Source organism: Burkholderia sp. Bp8998, from assembly GCF_003854235.1.
Taxonomy (GTDB): domain Bacteria; phylum Pseudomonadota; class Gammaproteobacteria; order Burkholderiales; family Burkholderiaceae; genus Burkholderia.
Genome location: NZ_QTQF01000039.1, coordinates 1 through 16,519 on the forward strand (window position 1 = coordinate 1; position 16,519 = coordinate 16,519).

Below are 16,519 nucleotides of genomic sequence, written 5' to 3' on the forward strand. Positions count from 1 at the left end.
GGCGCTCAGATGCTGGTATTTCGTCATTGCAACACCCTACCTCATCAAAGGTGTTGCACTTGAAACTAGAGTCTAAGAGTTCAAGGATGCATCCCCCTTGATACTCAAAAAGGCGTGTCATTCGACCGGCCCGCTCCGGGGGCAAAGCCGCCACCCGCTCCGCCCGAACCGATTTCGCGCGCGCCGAAGACTCGGCCGCAAAGTGCGGCTCCTCGACCGCTGCCGTAAACCGGTCCGGCAATAGCGAAAGAATCGCCAAGGCAACCAGAGTCGGAAGTTTGCGAAAACCCGCCGCCGTTCGACCTCCGGGACGTACCAATTGCGATGGACAATCCTGGCTGGAAGGTTTCCGCCAGACTCGCGCGAATCTGGTTTGCGGGTGCAGCACATACCTACAATGACGACCCAACGTCGCCTCAGCCATTCAATGACGACAGCATCACACTCGACTGGACGTTGAAATTTGGCAACATCCGGAGGAAATTCGAACATCTCCTTGCGAACGGCGTTTATAGCAGGCGATCTGTAAAAACAGAGATAGATATCATCAAACCCTTCGTCAAAAATATCTTTCTCGAAAGAAATTCGACATCCAATTTCAACACCTCACAATCAACCGATAACTTGCTCAAGTTTCATAACGATTGGCAATTTCAGATTCTGCCGATAAGAAACTGGGACACCCTGAAAAATTTCGCCCCGACGGATCTGACGGGTGCACTGGCCAACTTCAACATCTACATCGCCATAGAAAATGTTGAAATTACGAGCGAAAAATACTTCAAGTACGAGAAATCAGGAAACTTGTACTGCATCAATGCAGTCGGAAAAATCACGCACATCTACGCTTACGTGAAGGACAATTACTCATTCAACGGAAAGCAGTATTTGGGACATTGGAACAGGCACGGAGTCATCATTGCACCCGGCTCGCTGCTAACCAGTTCCAGCTCACCGAAGCGGGATTCCGGTATCGATATTTGGGCAAAAAGCATCAACAAACCCGTAGACACACGAAAAGGCTTGTTCAGAAATTTCAGAAAATCCGACGTCTACTTTCCAATCTACAACGCTGACTACGACCGCTGGCGAGAGAGGCATCATCGCGGCAAGGACTTCATGATATATTCGAAGCCCATCTATCTAAAATTGAAGAAGCCGATCGATCTTGATCTTGGTGAGATATGCAGATTAGAACCATCAGATACGTTGGCCTAGCCATTATTGCCTATATCGGCATCGGTTTGATAATTCACCTTAATCGACCCATCTACGGGCGTTGCGATTTTTATGACCGCCCCGAAACACTAGACGGCGGCATAAAAAACATGAATGGAGTTTCGTACCGGTTCACAATGTGCGGCACCGGTGGAAATGATCAGGATGGGACGAATGACAAAATAGAACTGCGGGTTTTCAGTGGAAATGGCGAACTCCTGGCCAGACGATATTTCTCCGTGAACTGGTATCACGGAGAAAGTTTTCATCAGCCCTTGAATTATGAGGGCAACGTGGTTCGCTACATCGACTTGGCCGATGAGTCAAACTACGACAAATACCTGACAATTCCACCAAGCAAGTGGGATTGGCTTCGCGCCAGGTTGCCTTTGTTTTGAGCGTATCGAAGTGATACGTAATCCGGGACGGTCACGTGGATGTATATACATTGACCAGCTCGGAAAGCCCCACGAACGATGCCAGTCTTTTCGACCGAATCATCGCGACAGCGTGGACCAAGCCCACCGTAAAGAGCATCGCAGGCGACTCGCCTGAACAACCCGGCTGCCGCCCCGTCGCCCCGCCCACCCCGCCAACGATCAAGCCACCCGAAACGCCCCCACCGCGCGCCGCAGCCCGTCGGCCTGCTCCTCGAGCGACGCAGCCGCGGCCGCCGCCTGCTCGACCAGCGCCGCGTTCTGCTGCGACACCTGGTCCATCTGCGACACCGCGCGGGTCACCTGCTCGATCCCGTCGCGCTGCTCGTTCGACGCCGCCGCGATCTCGGTCATGATGCCCGTCACGCGGCCGATCGCCTGCTGGATGTCCTGCATCGTCGCGCCGGCCACGCCGACCAGCCGCGAACCCGTCGCGACGCGCTCGACCGATTCGCCGATCAGCGTGCGGATCTCCTTCGCGGCCGACGCCGAGCGCTGCGCGAGCGTGCGCACCTCGCCCGCGACCACCGCGAAGCCGCGGCCCTGCTCGCCCGCGCGCGCAGCCTCGACCGCCGCATTCAGCGCGAGGATGTTGGTCTGGAATGCGATGCCCTCGATCGTGCCGATGATGTCGGCCACCTTCTGCGAACTCTGGTCGATCTCGTTCATCGTGCCGATCACCTCACCGACGACCGTCGCGCCGCGCGTCGCGATCTCGCTCGCGTTGTCCGCGCATGCCTGCGCCTCGACCGCGTGATCGGCGTTCTGCTTCACGGTTGCCGTCAGCTGTTCCATGCTCGCGGCCGTCTCCTGCAGCGCGGACGCCTGCTCCTCGGTGCGCTGCGACAGGTCGGTGTTGCCGGCCGCGATCTGGTGCGTCGCGGTCGAGATCGCTTCGGAGCCCTGGCTGACCTGGCGCACCGTATCGGCGAGGCTGCGCTGCATGCCCGTCACACCCTTGACCAGCTCGGCCATCTCGTCGCGCGACGACCAGCGCACTTCCGACGTCAGGTCGCCGTCCGACAGGCGGCGGAAATGCGACAGCAGCCGGTTCACCGGTTGCGTGATCGCGAAATGCAGGCCGATCGCGCAGCCGAGACACGCGGCGAGCCCGAGCGCAATGCCGGCGATCGCGCCCACTCGCATCCAGCCGTAATAGGCCTGCGCGGTGTCGTAGACGTCCTTGCCGCGCGCGGCCTGGTACGCATCGAGCGCATCGGTCGCCTGCGTGAGCGCCACCGACAGCGGCGGCGCGACCGTCATCAGCAGCCGGTCGGCGTCGTCGCGACGTCCCGCGCCGATCGCGTCGATCAACGGCTTCAACGCCTGTCCGATCAGCGCCTGGCGCGCGGCGTCGAGCCGCGTCGCGAGCGGGCCCTCGTCGCCGTCGTGCGGCATCGTCGCGTAGGTGCGCCACGCGGCATCGGCCTTCGCGAGATAGTTCTCGGCCTTCTTGACGAGATCGGGCACTTCCGGCGCCTCCGGATGCAGCAGCGCGCGGTCGAGCGTGGTCCGCACGATCGTCAGGTTCAGGCTCGCGGCGGACAGCGCTGTCTTCGCGGCCAGCTCGCGCGTATAGGCCGCGTCGAGCGCACGGTTCGAGCTCTGCATGCCGGTGAGGCCGATCAGGCCCGACACGACGAGCAGCACGGCGACGAGACCGAGCGTGGAAAAAATCCGCGTACGGATCGAGAAACGGGAAAACAGGGCGTTCAGGTTCATGACGGGACGTGAGCGATAAGGAGTGCCGCGGCAATCGGTCCGCGGCACTCTGGATTACGGTTTGCCTGCAAAAAACTTGAGTCCGGCCCGCTTTCTTGCTGATCGTGGTCAATTTCCCGGCCGGCAATCTTCCGTTACCGATGCAACAAATCGAGGCTCGGCAGAAATTGACCAGGCAATCAGTTGCCTCTATATTTCGGTCAATTACCTGCCATGGCAGATATCTCGATGAGAACCGATACCCTCCTTGCTCCACCGGCCGCCGAAGCGGCCCGCCGCGACGCGCCGACCGGGCTGATCGTCGCCGCGCTGCTGCTCGTCATGCTGCTGTCCGCGCTCGACCAGACGATCGTGTCGACCGCGCTGCCGACCATCGTCGGCGAGCTCGGCGGCCTCGACCAGCTGTCGTGGGTCGTCACCGCGTACCTGCTGTCGTCGACGGTCGTGCTGCCGCTATACGGCAAGCTCGGCGACCTGTACGGCCGCAAGATCGTGCTGCAGGCCGCGATCGTGCTGTTTCTCGCCGGTTCGGCGCTCTGCGGCGTCGCACAGGACATGACGCAGCTGATCGTGCTGCGCGCGCTGCAGGGGCTCGGCGGCGGCGGGCTGATGGTCGTCACGATGGCCGCGATCGGCGACCTGGTGCCGCCCAACCGCCGCGCGCGCTATCAGGGGATGTTCGGCGGCGTGTATGGCCTCGCGACGATCGTCGGGCCGCTGCTCGGCGGCTTCCTGGTCGAACACCTGTCGTGGCGGTGGATCTTCACGATCAACCTGCCGCTCGGCTTGCTCGCGCTCGCGGTGATCGGCATCGCGTTCCGGCCGCACACGGCGCACGTGAAGCACCGGATCGACTACCTGGGCGCCGCGTTCCTCGCGACGGCCCTCACCTGCGTGATCCTGTTCACGAGCGAAGGCGGTTCGCTGCTGCCGTGGTCGTCGCCGCAGCTGTGGATGACGCTCGTGCTCGGCGTGGTCGCAATCGGCGGCTTCATCTACGAGGAACGGCTCGCGGCCGAACCGATCATGCCGCTCGAACTGTTCCGCCAGCGCACCTTCGTGCTGATGAGCCTGATCGGCTTCGTCGTCGGCATCGCGCTGTTCGGTTCGGTCACGTTCATTCCGCTCTATCTGCAGGTCGTGAAGGGCTCGACGCCGTCGCAGGCCGGAATGCAGCTGCTGCCGATGATGGGCGGGATGCTCGCGATGTCGGTCGCGAGCGGCCGGCTGATCTCGCGGCTCGGCACGTATCGGCCGTTTCCGATCGCGGGGACGCTGATCGGCGGCATCGCGATGGCGCTGCTGTCGACGCTGTCGCTCGACACGCCGCTGCACACGATGTACGCGTACATGGCGCTGCTCGGGATCGGGCTCGGCATGGTGATGCCGGTGCTGACGCTCGCGGTGCAGAACACGGTCGAATTCCGGCACATGGGTGTCGCGACGTCGGGCGCGACGCTGTTCCGCTCGATCGGTGGCTCGCTCGGCGTCGCCGCGTTCGGCGCACTGTTCTCGCACGGGCTGCAGTCGCGGATCACGCAGGCGCTGCCGGCCGGCACGGAGCTCCCACCCACGCTCGGTCCGGCGGCCGTGCACCAGTTGCCGGATGCGGTGCGCGATGCGTACCTGCATGCGTTCGCCGGGTCGCTGCATGTCGTGTATCTGTCGGCGGCGGGCGTGATCGCGATCGCATTCGTGCTCGCGTGGTTCGTCGAAAGTGTGCCGCTGCGCAAGCATCACTGATCACTGGTCACTGATCCGCGGGCGGGCAGCGGCAGCGTGGCTCCGCCGCCTGCCCGCGGATCGACGCCGCGACGCGACCGTCCTCACGGCTTGCGATCGCCGCCCGGTCCGCCGTCACGGCACCAGCACCACCCCGCCCGTCGTCTGCCGCGACTCCAGCAACCGATGCGCGTCGGCCGCCTGCCCCAGCGACAGCCGCGCGCCGATCTCCACGTGCATCCCGTCCGCGAGCCGTTCGAGCGTCACGCGCGCCGCTTCCCGATACCCCGCCACGTCACGCGCGATGAAACCCAGCACGCTCGGCCGCGCCAGCGCGATCGAGCGAGCCGGCCCCAGTTCGTCGAGATCGATCGTCTGCCGCGCGCCGATCGCGGCAACCTGCCCGATGCTCGCGACCATCCCGAACGGCCGGACCGCGCCGAGCGTGCGCGTCAGCACGTCGCCGCCGATCCCGTCGATCGCATAGTCGACGCCCGCACCGCCGCCGAACGCGCGTGCCGCCGCGACGAAATCCGCCTCGCGATAATCGACCACCGCTTCCGCCCCCTGCGCGCGCACCAATGCCGCCTTCGCGGCCGAGCCGACCGTGCCGATCACCCGCGCGCCGAGCGCACGCGCCCACTGCGTCGCCAGCAAGCCGACACCGCCGGCCGCCGCATGCACGAGCACGGTATCGCCGGCGCCAACCTGCCGCACGCGGTGCAGCAGCATGTAGACGGTGATCCCTTTCAGCAGCCCGGCCGCGGCCGCGTCGTCGCTCACGCCGTCGGGCACGGGCACCACGCGCTCGGCGGGCAGCGTGCGCAGGCTCGCGTAGCTGCCGGTCGGCAGTCCCGCATACGCGACGCGCTGGCCCGGGACGAGCGCCGTCACGCCGGGGCCGACCGCATCGACCACCCCGGCCGCCTCGACGCCGAGCGCGTCCGGCAGTGCCGGCAACGGATGCGCGCCGGTCCTGAAATAGATGTCGACGAAATTCACGCCGACGGCGGTCTGGCGAATCCGCACCTCGCCGGCCCCGGGCGGCACGACGGGCACATCGACACGGCGCAGCACGCCGGCATCGCCATAACGGTCGATCCCGATCCGGGTGGCGCTAGCAATTTGGGGCATGACGTTCCTCGCAATCGAATGATGTGACACGATCATCTCATCGTGCATAATCGATCGGAATCCCCGTTATTCGCCCATCTATTGTGCAAAATTCGACCGATCTGACGCCCGCGTCCGCGCTGCCGATGAGCTGGGACGACCTCCGCTATTTCCTCGCGGTGATGCGCGGCGGCAGCCTGTCGGCCGCCGCGCGGGCGCTGCAGGTCCAGCACTCGACCGTCGCCCGGCGCATCGACGCGCTGGAGTCGGCGCTCGGCATCCGGCTGTTCGACCGGCTGCCGCGCGGCTGGCCGCCGACCGACGAAGGCCTGCACCTCGCCGAACATGCGGCCCGCGTCGAAGCCGACGTGCATGCGTTCGCCCGCGCCGCGCAGGGGGTGGCGGCGCTCGACGGTGTCGTGCGCGTGTCGGCGTCGCCGGTGTTCGCGAGCCACTTCCTCGCGCCGCGGCTCGCCCGCGCGCAGCGCGCGTGGCCTGCACTGCGGATCGACCTGATGGGCGAGATGCACGCGGCCAACCTTTACGCACGCGAAGCCGACCTCGCGGTGCGCCTGTCGCGGCCGAGCGAACCGGGGCTGGCCGCGCGCCGGCTCGGCACGATGCGCTTCGCGCTGTGCGCGTCACCCGACTGGGCCGCCACGCCGCCCGACACCTGGGCATTCCTCGGCTATGACGACGCGCTCGCGCAAATGCCGCAGCAGCAATGGCTCGAACGCTTCGCGGCCGGGCGCCGATTCGCGTTCATCGCCAACGACCTGGCCGCGCTGCATCGTGCGTGCGTGGCCGGCGCGGGGATCGCGTTGCTGCCGCGCTTTCTCGTCGACGCACCGGCGATGGACGCCGGCGCGAGCGCGCCGGCCTCGGTCGACCCTTCGCTGCCGGCCACCGCCGCGCTCGTCGAACTGACGTCCGTGCCCCGTTGCGATGTCGAGCGCGAGATCTGGCTCGTCGTCCACCCGGACGTGCGCCGCTCGCCGCGCGTGCAGCGCGTCGCGGATGCGATCGCCGACGCGATTCACGACGCGGACGGCCATCTGTAGACCTGCGGGCCGGCCTCTGCCGACGCGCGACGCGGCCAATGCCTTTACCGCCCCGCCCGACAGCCGGCATAGTGGCGGTTTCATCCACCCGCTCCGCCACCATGCCCGCCGCTCCCGCCTGCGTCGTCCGCGACGCGACCGATGCCGATCTCGACGCCATTCACGCGATCTACGCACACCACGTGCGCCACAGCGTCGCGTCGTTCGAGGAGACGCCGCCCGACGTCGACGAACTGCGCGCGCGCCGCGACGCGGTGCTGCGTCACGGGCTGCCCTATCTCGTCGCGGAATGCGACGGCCGCATCGCCGGCTACGCGTATGCGACGCCGTATCGCACGCGCAGCGCGTACCGCCACACGATCGAGGATTCGATCTACATCGACGACGCGCAGCGCGGCCGCGGCATCGGCCGCGCGCTGCTCGCGGCGCTGATCGCGCGTTGCGAGACCGGCCCGTGGCGGCAGATGATCGCGGTGATCGCCGACGGCGGCACCGGCGGCTCGACGTCGCTGCACCGCGCATTCGGTTTCGCGCCGGCGGGCGTGCTGCAGGCGGTCGGTTTCAAGCACGGCCGCTGGATCGATACCGCGCTGATGCAGCGCGCGCTCGGCGACGGCGCACGCACGCTCCCCGCCTCGCCCGAGCCCGTCGCGTCGCGCTAGAATGGCCGCATGTCAAAACAGACTCGAACCATGCCAGACGAGGCCGCGGCGGATTCCCGCAACGAGTACACGGTCGACGAACTCGCGCGCGTGTCCGACACGACCGTGCGCAACGTCCGTGCATACCAGGATCGCGGACTGCTCGCGCCGCCCGAGAAGCGCGGGCGCGTCGGCATCTACGACGACACGCACGTCGCACGCCTGAAGCTGATCAACCACCTGCTCGCCCGCGGCTACACGCTGTCGAACATCCAGGACCTGATCATGGCGATCGACGAGGGTCACGACCTGCGCTCGATCCTCGGCCTGGAGAACGCGATCGGCGGCCGCTGGTCGCACGAACTGCCGAAAACCTATTCGCTCGCGACGCTCGCGCAGATGTTCGGCCCGCAGACGGCATCGCAACTGTCGCGCGTGACCGAGCTCGGGTTGCTCGAACGGCGAGGCCTGTCGTTCGTCGCGAAAAGCCCCGCGCTGCTCGAAGCGGCGGCCGCGATGACGAAGGAAGGCATCCCGCCGCGCGAACTGCTCGACGTGATCAGCCTCGCGCGGCCGCACTTCGACGCGATCGCGCGGCTGCTCGTCGACCTCGTCGTGAAGCGGCTCGACCGCTATGACGAAGGCACGCTGCCGCCGGTGACCGACGTGCCCGCACTCGTCGATGCGATCTGGCGCCTGCGTCCGCTCGCGGCCGTGTTCGTCGAAGGCGAGACGAACCGCGCGCTCGAGAACGCGGCCAGTGCGTATCTCGGCGGCCGTGTCGCGACGATTCTCGACAGGAAGCTCAGCGACGAAGCGGCGCGGCAGGCCGGTGCGCCCGATGCGTCCGATGCGTCCGGCACGCAAGGCGACGACGGCAAAGCATAGGACCGCCGCCGTCATATTCATATCGGCAATGCTTCGTTTGCGGGTCCGATCGCCCGTGCGACGATTCTTCCAACCGAGCGGCACGCGCTGCTCCCCGAAGACGTTTCGCATGGAGTCCGTTCGATGATTCGTTTCACCCGCTGGATCACCCGTACCACCGCGACGGCGCTCGTCGCCGTCGCCGCCACATCCGCATTCGCGCAAGGCAGCGCCGACAAGGTCGTGCGCATCGGCTACCAGAAGGCCGGCCTGCTGTCGGTCGTCAAGACGCAGGGCGCGCTCGAGACGCGCCTCAAGCCGCTCGGCTACGACGTCCAGTGGTTCGAATTCCCCGCCGGCCCGCAGCTGCTCGAGGCGCTGAACGCGAACAGCATCGACTTCGGCTACACGGGCGCGCCGCCGCCGGTGTTCGCGCAGGCGGCCGGCGTGCGCTTCGTGTATGTCGCCGCGGAACCGCCGTCGCCGCACAACGAAGCCGTGTTCGTGAAGGCCGATTCGCCGATCCGCTCGCTCTCCGACCTGCGCGGCAAGAAGGTCGTACTGCAGAAGGGTTCGAGCGCGAACTACCTGTTGCTCGAAGCGCTGAAGAAGGCAAGTGTGCGCTACGACGAGATTCGCCCGGTGTACCTGCCGCCCGCGGACGCGCGCGCCGCGTTCGAGAGCGGCAACGTCGACGCGTGGGCCGTCTGGGATCCGTACTACGCAGCCGCCCAGAATTCGCTGAAGATCCGCACGCTGTCCGACTACACGGGCCTCACGCCCGCGAACAACTTCTACGAGGCAACGCGGGGGTTCGCGGAGCAACATGCCGACGTGGTCGGCACGATCCTGAAGCAATTGCGCGAGACCGGCCTGTGGGTCAACGAACATCCGGCCGAGACGGCCGCGCTGATCGCGCCGAAGGTCGGCCTGCCGCTGCCGCTCGTGGAAACGTGGATCAAGCGTGTGCCGTTCGGCGCGGTGCCGGTCGACGAGAAGATCATCGCCGTGCAGCAGCGCGTGGCCGATGCGTTTTATGGGGCTAAGCTGATTCCGCAGAAACTGAGTGTCGCGGAGAATGCTTGGGTCGATAAAAGCGTGGCGGGTGCGCTCGCGGCGAAGTAACGCGCGGACGCAGCGCGATGTAGTCGAAACAGGCCGACGGGCACCCTGCCCGGCGGCTTTTTTGTTCGTGTCGGTCCTTCGGGAAGGGCGGGATGAACTGTCAGGGTTCGGCCGCGGATTCACCCGGTCGACACTCGCCTTCAAAGTCGTTGAAAGTGTGGTCAGGCTGGACTCTTTCCTGTCACTCGCCGTGGCGGGTGTCCTTGCGATAGTCGGAAGGACTACTGCCGGTCCAGTGCTTGAACGCACGGCAAAAACCGGTGGCGTCGGAGAAACCGAGATCAAACGCCAGCACTGCCACGCTCGTGTTCGAGTTGGTCAGCCGATCGACAGCGATATCCCGTCGCAGTCCGTCTTTCACCTGCTGGAAATGGGTTCCTTCTTCCGCAAATCTGCGATTGAGCGTGCGGACAGAGGTATGCAGTGCCTGCGCAAGGCCCTGGATCGTCAGCGGCTGCGCCATGTTCCGCTCAAGATACTCGCGCGTTTTGGCCACAATGGAGCCATGATGAAATGCGCTGAATGTCCAGTCCCCGGGCGCGCCTTTCAGGAACGCCCATAGTTCGTGTTTCTCGCGTTTGAACAGCTCGGCACAATCCTGGTACGAGAAGTAAATGCTCGTCATCCCGGCATCGAAGTGCACCGCGCCGGGGAACAGGAATGCATAGTCTTCGACGTGCCTGGGCCTGGCGAAACTGAACTCGGCCCGATGCAGGATGATCTCTCTGCCAAGCAGCCATGATGCGATGCCGTGCGCCAGCTTCATCATCAACTCGTGCCCAAGCGGAGTGACCTGCGTATCCGGCGCCCTTTCCACCAGAGCCAGTCGCACCAGATCGTTCTTCGTCGAAATCTGCAACCGGTAGTCATCCAGCAGCAAATTCCAGAAACGAACAAACCGATTGAACGCGACCAGGACGGTAGGCGCGTCCAGCAGGCTGAGCATCAGATACTTCAATGTGCCGCCCCGGATCGGCCTGGACCATAGTCCCAGCATTTCGTCGTCGAGCGTCGCCGCGACCGTCTTGTACAACACGACGTATTGCTGGCGTGTGATTCGCGCATCTGGCTGATTCAGAAGCGACTGCGGGATGGCGGCGCTTGCGAGTAGCTGTGCTGCCACGTCTTCTCCGCAACGGGTGCGAACGGTGCGCAGCATCCCGTGCAGGAAGTGAGCCGAAACGGTGAGAGAACTTTGCCGGGACAGGTTCATGATCCGGTCATTATGGCGCATTTTGCATATCGATTGGCACGATGCGCCAGTTCTTCATCCGCCCGATGCCTATACTGGCGGGCAATTTCCGCGATTCTTGAAGTTTGCGAGCATTGCCAGATGGCGCATTGCGCCAATCGCTGGCGGCATTTCTTCGTCAGTCAAAAAGAGGAGCATGGCTTGAATACGAGACGTATCGTCGTGACCGGGATGGGTATCGTTTCGCCGTTGGGATGTGGCGTTGAATCGGTATGGAACCGTCTCCTGAACGGGCATTCGGGCCTCGCCGGTTTGCCCGACGACGTCACTGAAGGGATTGCATCGAAGGTCGGCGGCGTGGTGCCCATGTTGACGTCAGAGTGTCCATGGGGATTTGATCCTGCCCTCGCGGTAGAGCCCAAGGATCAGAAGAAGATGGACCGGTTCAGCCTGTTTGCGCTCGCCGCGGCGCAAGAGGCGCTGACTCAAGCCGGGTGGCAACCTGAATCCGAAAACGCACGCGAAAGAACGGCAACCATCGTGGCGTCTGGCGTGGGCGGGTTCGGCGCGATCGTGGACGCCGTCAGGATCACGGATAACCGCGGACCAAGGCGGCTTTCTCCTTTTACCGTTCCCAGTTTCCTTGCCAATATGGCAGCGGGCCATATCTCCATCCGTCATGGCTTTCGTGGCCCTCTGGGCGCACCGGTGACTGCCTGCGCTGCCAGCGCACAGGCCATCGGCGACGCAGCGCGCCTGATTCGGGCCGGCGAAGCCAGTATTGCCGTGTGTGGTGGGGCCGAGGCCTGCATCGATCGAGTCAGCCTGGGGTCGTTCGCCGCGGCAAGAACCATGTCCACCGGCTTCAATGATCATCCCGCGCAGGCGTCCCGCCCGTTCGATACCGAACGAGACGGTTTTGTCATGGGAGAAGGCGCCGGCATGCTCGTCATCGAGGACCTGGAGCACGCATTGCAGCGAGGCGCCAAGCCGATCGCGGAAGTGCTCGGTTATGGCACGAGCGCCGACGCATATCACATGACGTCTCCGCCCGATGACGGCGCCGGCGGGCGACGTGCGATGGAGCTGGCAATCCGGCAGGCGAATCTTGAACCCGGAATGATCGGGCATCTGAACGCACACGCGACGTCCACGCCCGTAGGCGACATCAGCGAGCTCGCGGCCATCAAGGCGATATTCGGAACGGGTCGAGGCCCCGCCGTATCAGCCACCAAGTCGTCGACCGGACATTTGCTTGGGGCAGCCGGCGGCGTGGAAGCCATTTTCACCGTGCTCGCGCTGCGCGATCAGCTTGCGCCGCCTACGCTCAACCTGATGGAGCCTGATTCAGCCGCGGAAGGCATCGACATCGTCGGCGGATCGCCTCGCAAGCTATCGACGGAATATGCGATCTCCAATGGCTTTGGTTTTGGGGGCGTCAATGCCAGCCTGGTGTTCCGTCGACTTTGATCCTGGCTGCGAGCCGAACGAAGATCCCGAACGCAGGCCCTGGCGCCATTGACCGAATCGGCTACGGGGACCGTGGCCTGCAGGTTTCGCGGGCGTCGATCCACAGTCACTCAAGTAGATGTCCGCGTGGTGTGGATTGCGATAGCTTGCATACGACCTCACTTGCCTGATCTTTTATACTCAGTATATTTTCGCGAATCGCCTCGCACTTTGTCGGCAGGATACTTTTCTCGATTGACCCGTCGGCCACTTCTTGCTCCACTTGAGCGCGTGCTTCTGCGTGTCATTGCAGAAGTTCCACACGTAGTTCACCGCACGGCTCTGCTTGTTAAGGAGTCCGTGGAGCGACTTCACCCGATAGCGGTAGACAAGGATCATGCCGGTCATTGTAGCGTTGGAATGCCGTCTGTCGACGGCGCCCCTTTCCTCCCCGCCATGCGCCGCGAAGGAAGTCCCCTTGGGGGAAATGGCGAGGTTTCTCGGAGCAACTGATGAAACTTGTCCCAGTCACGCTCGTTCACGAACTGGCGAACAAGCTCACGCAACTCTACTAGATCATTCCGCATCTCAAACTTTTCCACGTAGCGACTCCCTGCTGCATTTCCAGATGCCAAGTACAGACTGCTCCGAATGATATAAGACCCAATGCGTACAAACGGCGCACGAACATCGATCGACCGAAGCGCCCCACGCCCCGCTCACTCGCCCGAGCGCAGGATCGTGCGCGCATGCTCGACGATCGCCGGCTTGATCGACAGCGGGTTGTGCGCGTCGAACCAGCAGTCGCCATAGTCGACGGCCGCGAGATCATCGAACGGATCGAAGCCCCACGGATACGGATGGAGCTCCGCGAGCTGCACGCTCGCTGCACGAATCGCGGCCGGCCCGAGCCGCGCGCCGGAGCGGTAGGTCGTCGCAAGATCGAGCGGCACACCGGAAATCGCGACGTCGACGCCGTCGAGCGCACGCGAGTAATTGCGGCGCATGAACGACAGCACGCCCGCATAGGTGTTTTCGATCGAGGAGCCGTATGGCGTCGTGCGACGGATTGCGCCGTCGCCGTGGAGAAGTTCGGTCATGGTCGGACCTGTTTTCGTGGTGGCCGGACCGCTCCGCTTCGGCTGGGCGCGCGGGTCGGGCACGGCGTGGATTCATCGGACACGCACCGGCTTGCGCATCCGGTCGCGCGGCCAGGCGGGACAGCGACAGCGACAGCGACAGCGGCAATACCGCGGCGATCATAGCAAGCCGAATCGCAGCCGTTGCCCCGGTTCAGCCGGGGCAACGCGCGGAAAAATCCGGCGGCGGCATCGGGACGCGGCGCGCTCGTTTCCTAGAAGGATTCGCCGGTTTTCGCGCACGCGTTCTTCCGGATAATGGCCGCAGCCGCGCCCTCGACCGCGCGCCGTCCACCGCAGACAACAACAATCCGGAGACACCCGCCTTGATCGCCACGCTTCCCGCCACCTACCGCCGGCTCTGGCCACTCGCCGTCATCGCCGCGCTGCTGTACGGACTGTCGCTCGTCGCCGCGCCCTATCCCGGCCAGGCCGCCGCGAAAGCCGCGATGGGTATCCTGCTGCTCGCGGCCGGCAGCACCTGCGCGGCACCGCGCGAACGCGCGTGGCTGTGCGCGGCGCTCGCGACGGCCGTGCTCGGCGACGTGCTGCTCGCGCTGCCCGACTGGCCGCTGTCGTTCGTCCTCGGCCTTGGTGCGTTCCTGCTCACGCACCTGTGCTACTGCGCGATCTTCGTGCGCTGGCGCGCGCGGCCGCACGGCTGGCGCATCGTCGCGCTGATCGGGTTGTGGATCGCCGCGCCGGCGTTCTACGCGACGTTCCTTCCGCACCTGGGCGAGCTGCTCGTACCGGTCGCCGTCTACATGCTCGTGCTGTGCGCGATGGCGAGCTTCGCGCTCGCGGCCCGCACGCGCAGCCCGCTGGTCGCCGTCGGCAGCCTGATCTTCGTGGGCTCGGACACGCTGATCGGCGTCGGACGCTTCCTCGGCGCTTTTCCCGGCATCGACTACCTGATCTGGGGCCTCTACGCGCTCGCGCAGGTCACGATCGTCGCCGGGGTTTTCCATGAGACGGCCGCCCGCTCGATCGGTCCCCGATAGCGTTTCAAACAGGCCGCCGTGTGCCGGCGGCCTCGTCTCTCGCAGCTCCCGCCCTACCGACGGCCGTTTCCGCACATTCCGCCATGCGGAAACCGGTCCGTTCCAAACCCCGCTCAGCCCTTTTCCCGTGCGGCTTCCGGCCCTTAGAGCGCTGCTTCTAGCCTCTTGCGGTTTCCGGGTTCACCCACTATCGTTACATCGAACAATGTAACATTCTAAAATGAGCCAAATCGGAGACACCCGGATGAATGCTCGCACGTTGCCTTTCGGCCCGCCCGGCCACGACGGCCTGGACGAAACCACCGACATCGCCATCATCGGCACCGGCTTCGCCGGTCTCGGGATGGCCATTCGCCTGCGGCAGACCGGCGTGACCGACTTCATCGTCCTCGAGAAGGCCGCGTCGGTCGGCGGCACGTGGCGCGACAATCATTACCCCGGGTGTGCCTGCGACGTGCAATCGCACGTCTATTCGTTCTCGTTCGCGCCGAACCCGCGCTGGACGCGCATGTTCGCGCCGCAGCCCGAGATCCGCGCGTACCTGGAGGACTGCGTGCAGCGCTTCGGCATCGGCCCGCACCTGCGCCTGAACCACGCGCTGCAGCGCGCCGAATACGACGAAGCCGCGCAACGCTGGCGCCTCACGTTCGCGAACGGCAAACGGCTGTCGGCGCGCGTGCTGGTGTCGGGGATGGGCGGGCTGTCGCGCGCCGCGCTGCCGGCGATTCCCGGCATCGAGCACTTCAAGGGCCGCGCGTTCCATTCGCAGCAGTGGGATCACGACTACGCGCTCGAAGGCAAGCGCGTCGCGGTGATCGGCACCGGCGCGAGCGCGATCCAGTTCGTACCGCAGATCGCGCCGCGCGTGAAGGCACTCGCGCTGTTCCAGCGCACGCCGCCATGGATCATGCCGAAGCCCGACCGCAACCTGACCGGCTTCGAGAAATGGCTGTTCCGCACGCTGCCGATCACGCAGAAGGCCGTGCGCAGCAGCATCTACTGGATGCTCGAATCGCGCGTGCTCGGCTTCGCGATCCATCCGTCGCTGATGAAGAACGTGCAGAAGCTCGCGCTGCGCCACATCCGCAAGCAGATTCCCGATCCGGAGCTGCGCAAGACCGTCACGCCGAACTACACGCTCGGCTGCAAGCGCGTGCTGATCTCGAACGACTACTACCCGGCGCTGTCGCGCAAGAACGTCGACGTGATCACGACCGGCATCGACCACATCGAGGCCGACGCGGTCGTGACGACCGACGGCAAGCGACATGAAGTCGATTGCCTGATCTACGGCACGGGCTTCCAGGTCGCCGATCCGTATCCGCGCGGCGCGATCATCGGCCGCGGCGGCCTCGACATCGTCGACGCCTGGCGCGACGGCGCGCACGCGTATCTCGGCACGACGCTGCCGGGCTACCCGAACTTCTTCATGATCGTCGGTCCGAACACGGGCCTCGGCCACAACTCGATGGTGTTCATGATCGAGTCGCAGATCGAATACATCCGCGGCGCGCTGCAGGCCATGCATCGAGAACGCGCGGATGCGATCGAGGTGCGCCCGCTCGTCGAGGCGCAGTTCAACAGCGACCTGCAGGGCAAGCTGAAAAAGGCGATCTGGTCGACGGGCGGCTGCAAGAGCTGGTACCTCGATCCGCGCACCGGCAAGAACACGACACTGTGGCCGGGTTTCACCTGGCGCTTCCGCCAGGCCACCGCGCACTTCTCGATCGCCGATTACCACACGTATCGCGCGCCGCACCACGACACGAGTGCGCGGCCCATCGCCGCGCCCGCCGCTTCCGCTTCCACCGCCGCCGAAGTGGCCTGAGTCA

At 65.0% G+C, this 16,519-nt stretch carries 13 protein-coding genes and 2 pseudogenes; 10 read left to right on the forward strand and 5 right to left on the reverse strand.

The window, feature by feature from the left end:
* Window positions 1-324: 324 nt before the first annotated feature.
* The gene (locus DIE06_RS29775) at window positions 325-1,218 is read left to right on the forward strand and encodes a DUF6402 family protein (protein ID WP_185733506.1); all 894 of its coding nucleotides are present in this window, start codon (window positions 325-327) and stop codon (window positions 1,216-1,218) included.
* A complete protein-coding gene (locus DIE06_RS39175; RefSeq protein ID WP_260433810.1) occupies window positions 1,185-1,616 on the forward strand; it encodes a hypothetical protein in 432 nt (143 codons plus the stop codon). Before DIE06_RS29775 ends, DIE06_RS39175 begins: the two co-directional genes overlap by 34 nt.
* 201 nt (window positions 1,617-1,817) lie before the next feature.
* Here DIE06_RS39175 and DIE06_RS29785 read toward each other — a convergent pair whose 3' ends face one another.
* Window positions 1,818-3,377: a methyl-accepting chemotaxis protein gene (locus tag DIE06_RS29785; protein ID WP_124664479.1), complete on the reverse strand. Its 1,560-nt coding sequence runs from the start codon at window positions 3,375-3,377 to the stop codon at window positions 1,818-1,820.
* A 228-nt stretch (window positions 3,378-3,605) separates the two neighbouring features.
* Between DIE06_RS29785 and DIE06_RS29790 the strand changes: the two genes are divergently transcribed.
* Window positions 3,606-5,120 (forward strand): MDR family MFS transporter, encoded by a 1,515-nt coding sequence (locus DIE06_RS29790; RefSeq protein WP_124664480.1) that lies wholly within the window; start codon window positions 3,606-3,608, stop codon window positions 5,118-5,120.
* Between the two features lie 114 nt (window positions 5,121-5,234).
* Here DIE06_RS29790 and DIE06_RS29795 read toward each other — a convergent pair whose 3' ends face one another.
* Window positions 5,235-6,233, reverse strand: a complete 999-nt coding sequence (locus DIE06_RS29795; protein WP_124664481.1) for a quinone oxidoreductase — start codon at window positions 6,231-6,233, stop codon at window positions 5,235-5,237.
* A 125-nt stretch (window positions 6,234-6,358) separates the two neighbouring features.
* On the opposite strand from DIE06_RS29795, the gene DIE06_RS29800 reads away from it, so the two are divergent.
* The 4 genes from DIE06_RS29800 (at window position 6,359) to DIE06_RS29815 (ending at window position 9,906) form a co-directional block, all read left to right on the forward strand.
* Complete coding sequence (locus DIE06_RS29800; RefSeq protein WP_124664482.1) at window positions 6,359-7,273, forward strand: LysR family transcriptional regulator; 915 nt, start codon at window positions 6,359-6,361, stop codon at window positions 7,271-7,273.
* A 101-nt stretch (window positions 7,274-7,374) separates the two neighbouring features.
* The gene (locus DIE06_RS29805; protein ID WP_124664483.1) at window positions 7,375-7,935 is read left to right on the forward strand and encodes a GNAT family N-acetyltransferase; all 561 of its coding nucleotides are present in this window, start codon (window positions 7,375-7,377) and stop codon (window positions 7,933-7,935) included.
* 9 nt (window positions 7,936-7,944) lie between these two features.
* Window positions 7,945-8,802 carry a MerR family transcriptional regulator gene (locus tag DIE06_RS29810; protein WP_124664484.1) on the forward strand — a complete coding sequence of 286 codons (858 nt, stop codon included), beginning with the start codon at window positions 7,945-7,947 and terminating at the stop codon, window positions 8,800-8,802.
* Between the two features lie 123 nt (window positions 8,803-8,925).
* Complete coding sequence (locus tag DIE06_RS29815; RefSeq protein WP_124664485.1) at window positions 8,926-9,906, forward strand: sulfonate ABC transporter substrate-binding protein; 981 nt, start codon at window positions 8,926-8,928, stop codon at window positions 9,904-9,906.
* A gap of 181 nt (window positions 9,907-10,087) precedes the next feature.
* Here the strand turns inward: DIE06_RS29815 and DIE06_RS29820 are convergent, their stop codons facing one another.
* On the reverse strand, window positions 10,088-11,140 hold the full coding sequence (locus tag DIE06_RS29820; RefSeq protein ID WP_260433811.1) for an AraC family transcriptional regulator: 1,053 nt from the start codon (window positions 11,138-11,140) through the stop codon (window positions 10,088-10,090).
* A gap of 99 nt (window positions 11,141-11,239) precedes the next feature.
* Here DIE06_RS29820 and fabF point away from each other — a divergent pair, with 99 nt between their 5' ends.
* On the forward strand, window positions 11,240-12,568 hold the full coding sequence (gene fabF / locus DIE06_RS29825; protein WP_311767648.1) for a beta-ketoacyl-ACP synthase II: 1,329 nt from the start codon (window positions 11,240-11,242) through the stop codon (window positions 12,566-12,568).
* Between the two features lie 237 nt (window positions 12,569-12,805).
* Here fabF and DIE06_RS29830 read toward each other — a convergent pair.
* Together DIE06_RS29830 and DIE06_RS29840 are read right to left on the reverse strand one after the other, a co-directional pair.
* Window positions 12,806-12,946, reverse strand: a pseudogene (locus tag DIE06_RS29830) (RNA-guided endonuclease TnpB family protein); the annotation flags it as partial.
* Window positions 12,947-13,272: 326 nt separating this feature from the next.
* Window positions 13,273-13,647, reverse strand: a pseudogene (locus DIE06_RS29840) (arginase family protein); the annotation flags it as partial.
* Window positions 13,648-14,012: 365 nt separating this feature from the next.
* Here DIE06_RS29840 and DIE06_RS29845 point away from each other — a divergent pair.
* Window positions 14,013-14,687 (forward strand): lysoplasmalogenase, encoded by a 675-nt coding sequence (locus tag DIE06_RS29845; RefSeq protein WP_124664486.1) that lies wholly within the window; start codon window positions 14,013-14,015, stop codon window positions 14,685-14,687.
* 244 nt (window positions 14,688-14,931) lie between these two features.
* On the forward strand, window positions 14,932-16,515 hold the full coding sequence (locus DIE06_RS29850) for an NAD(P)/FAD-dependent oxidoreductase (protein ID WP_124664487.1): 1,584 nt from the start codon (window positions 14,932-14,934) through the stop codon (window positions 16,513-16,515).
* The last annotated feature ends 4 nt before the right edge of the window (window positions 16,516-16,519 follow it).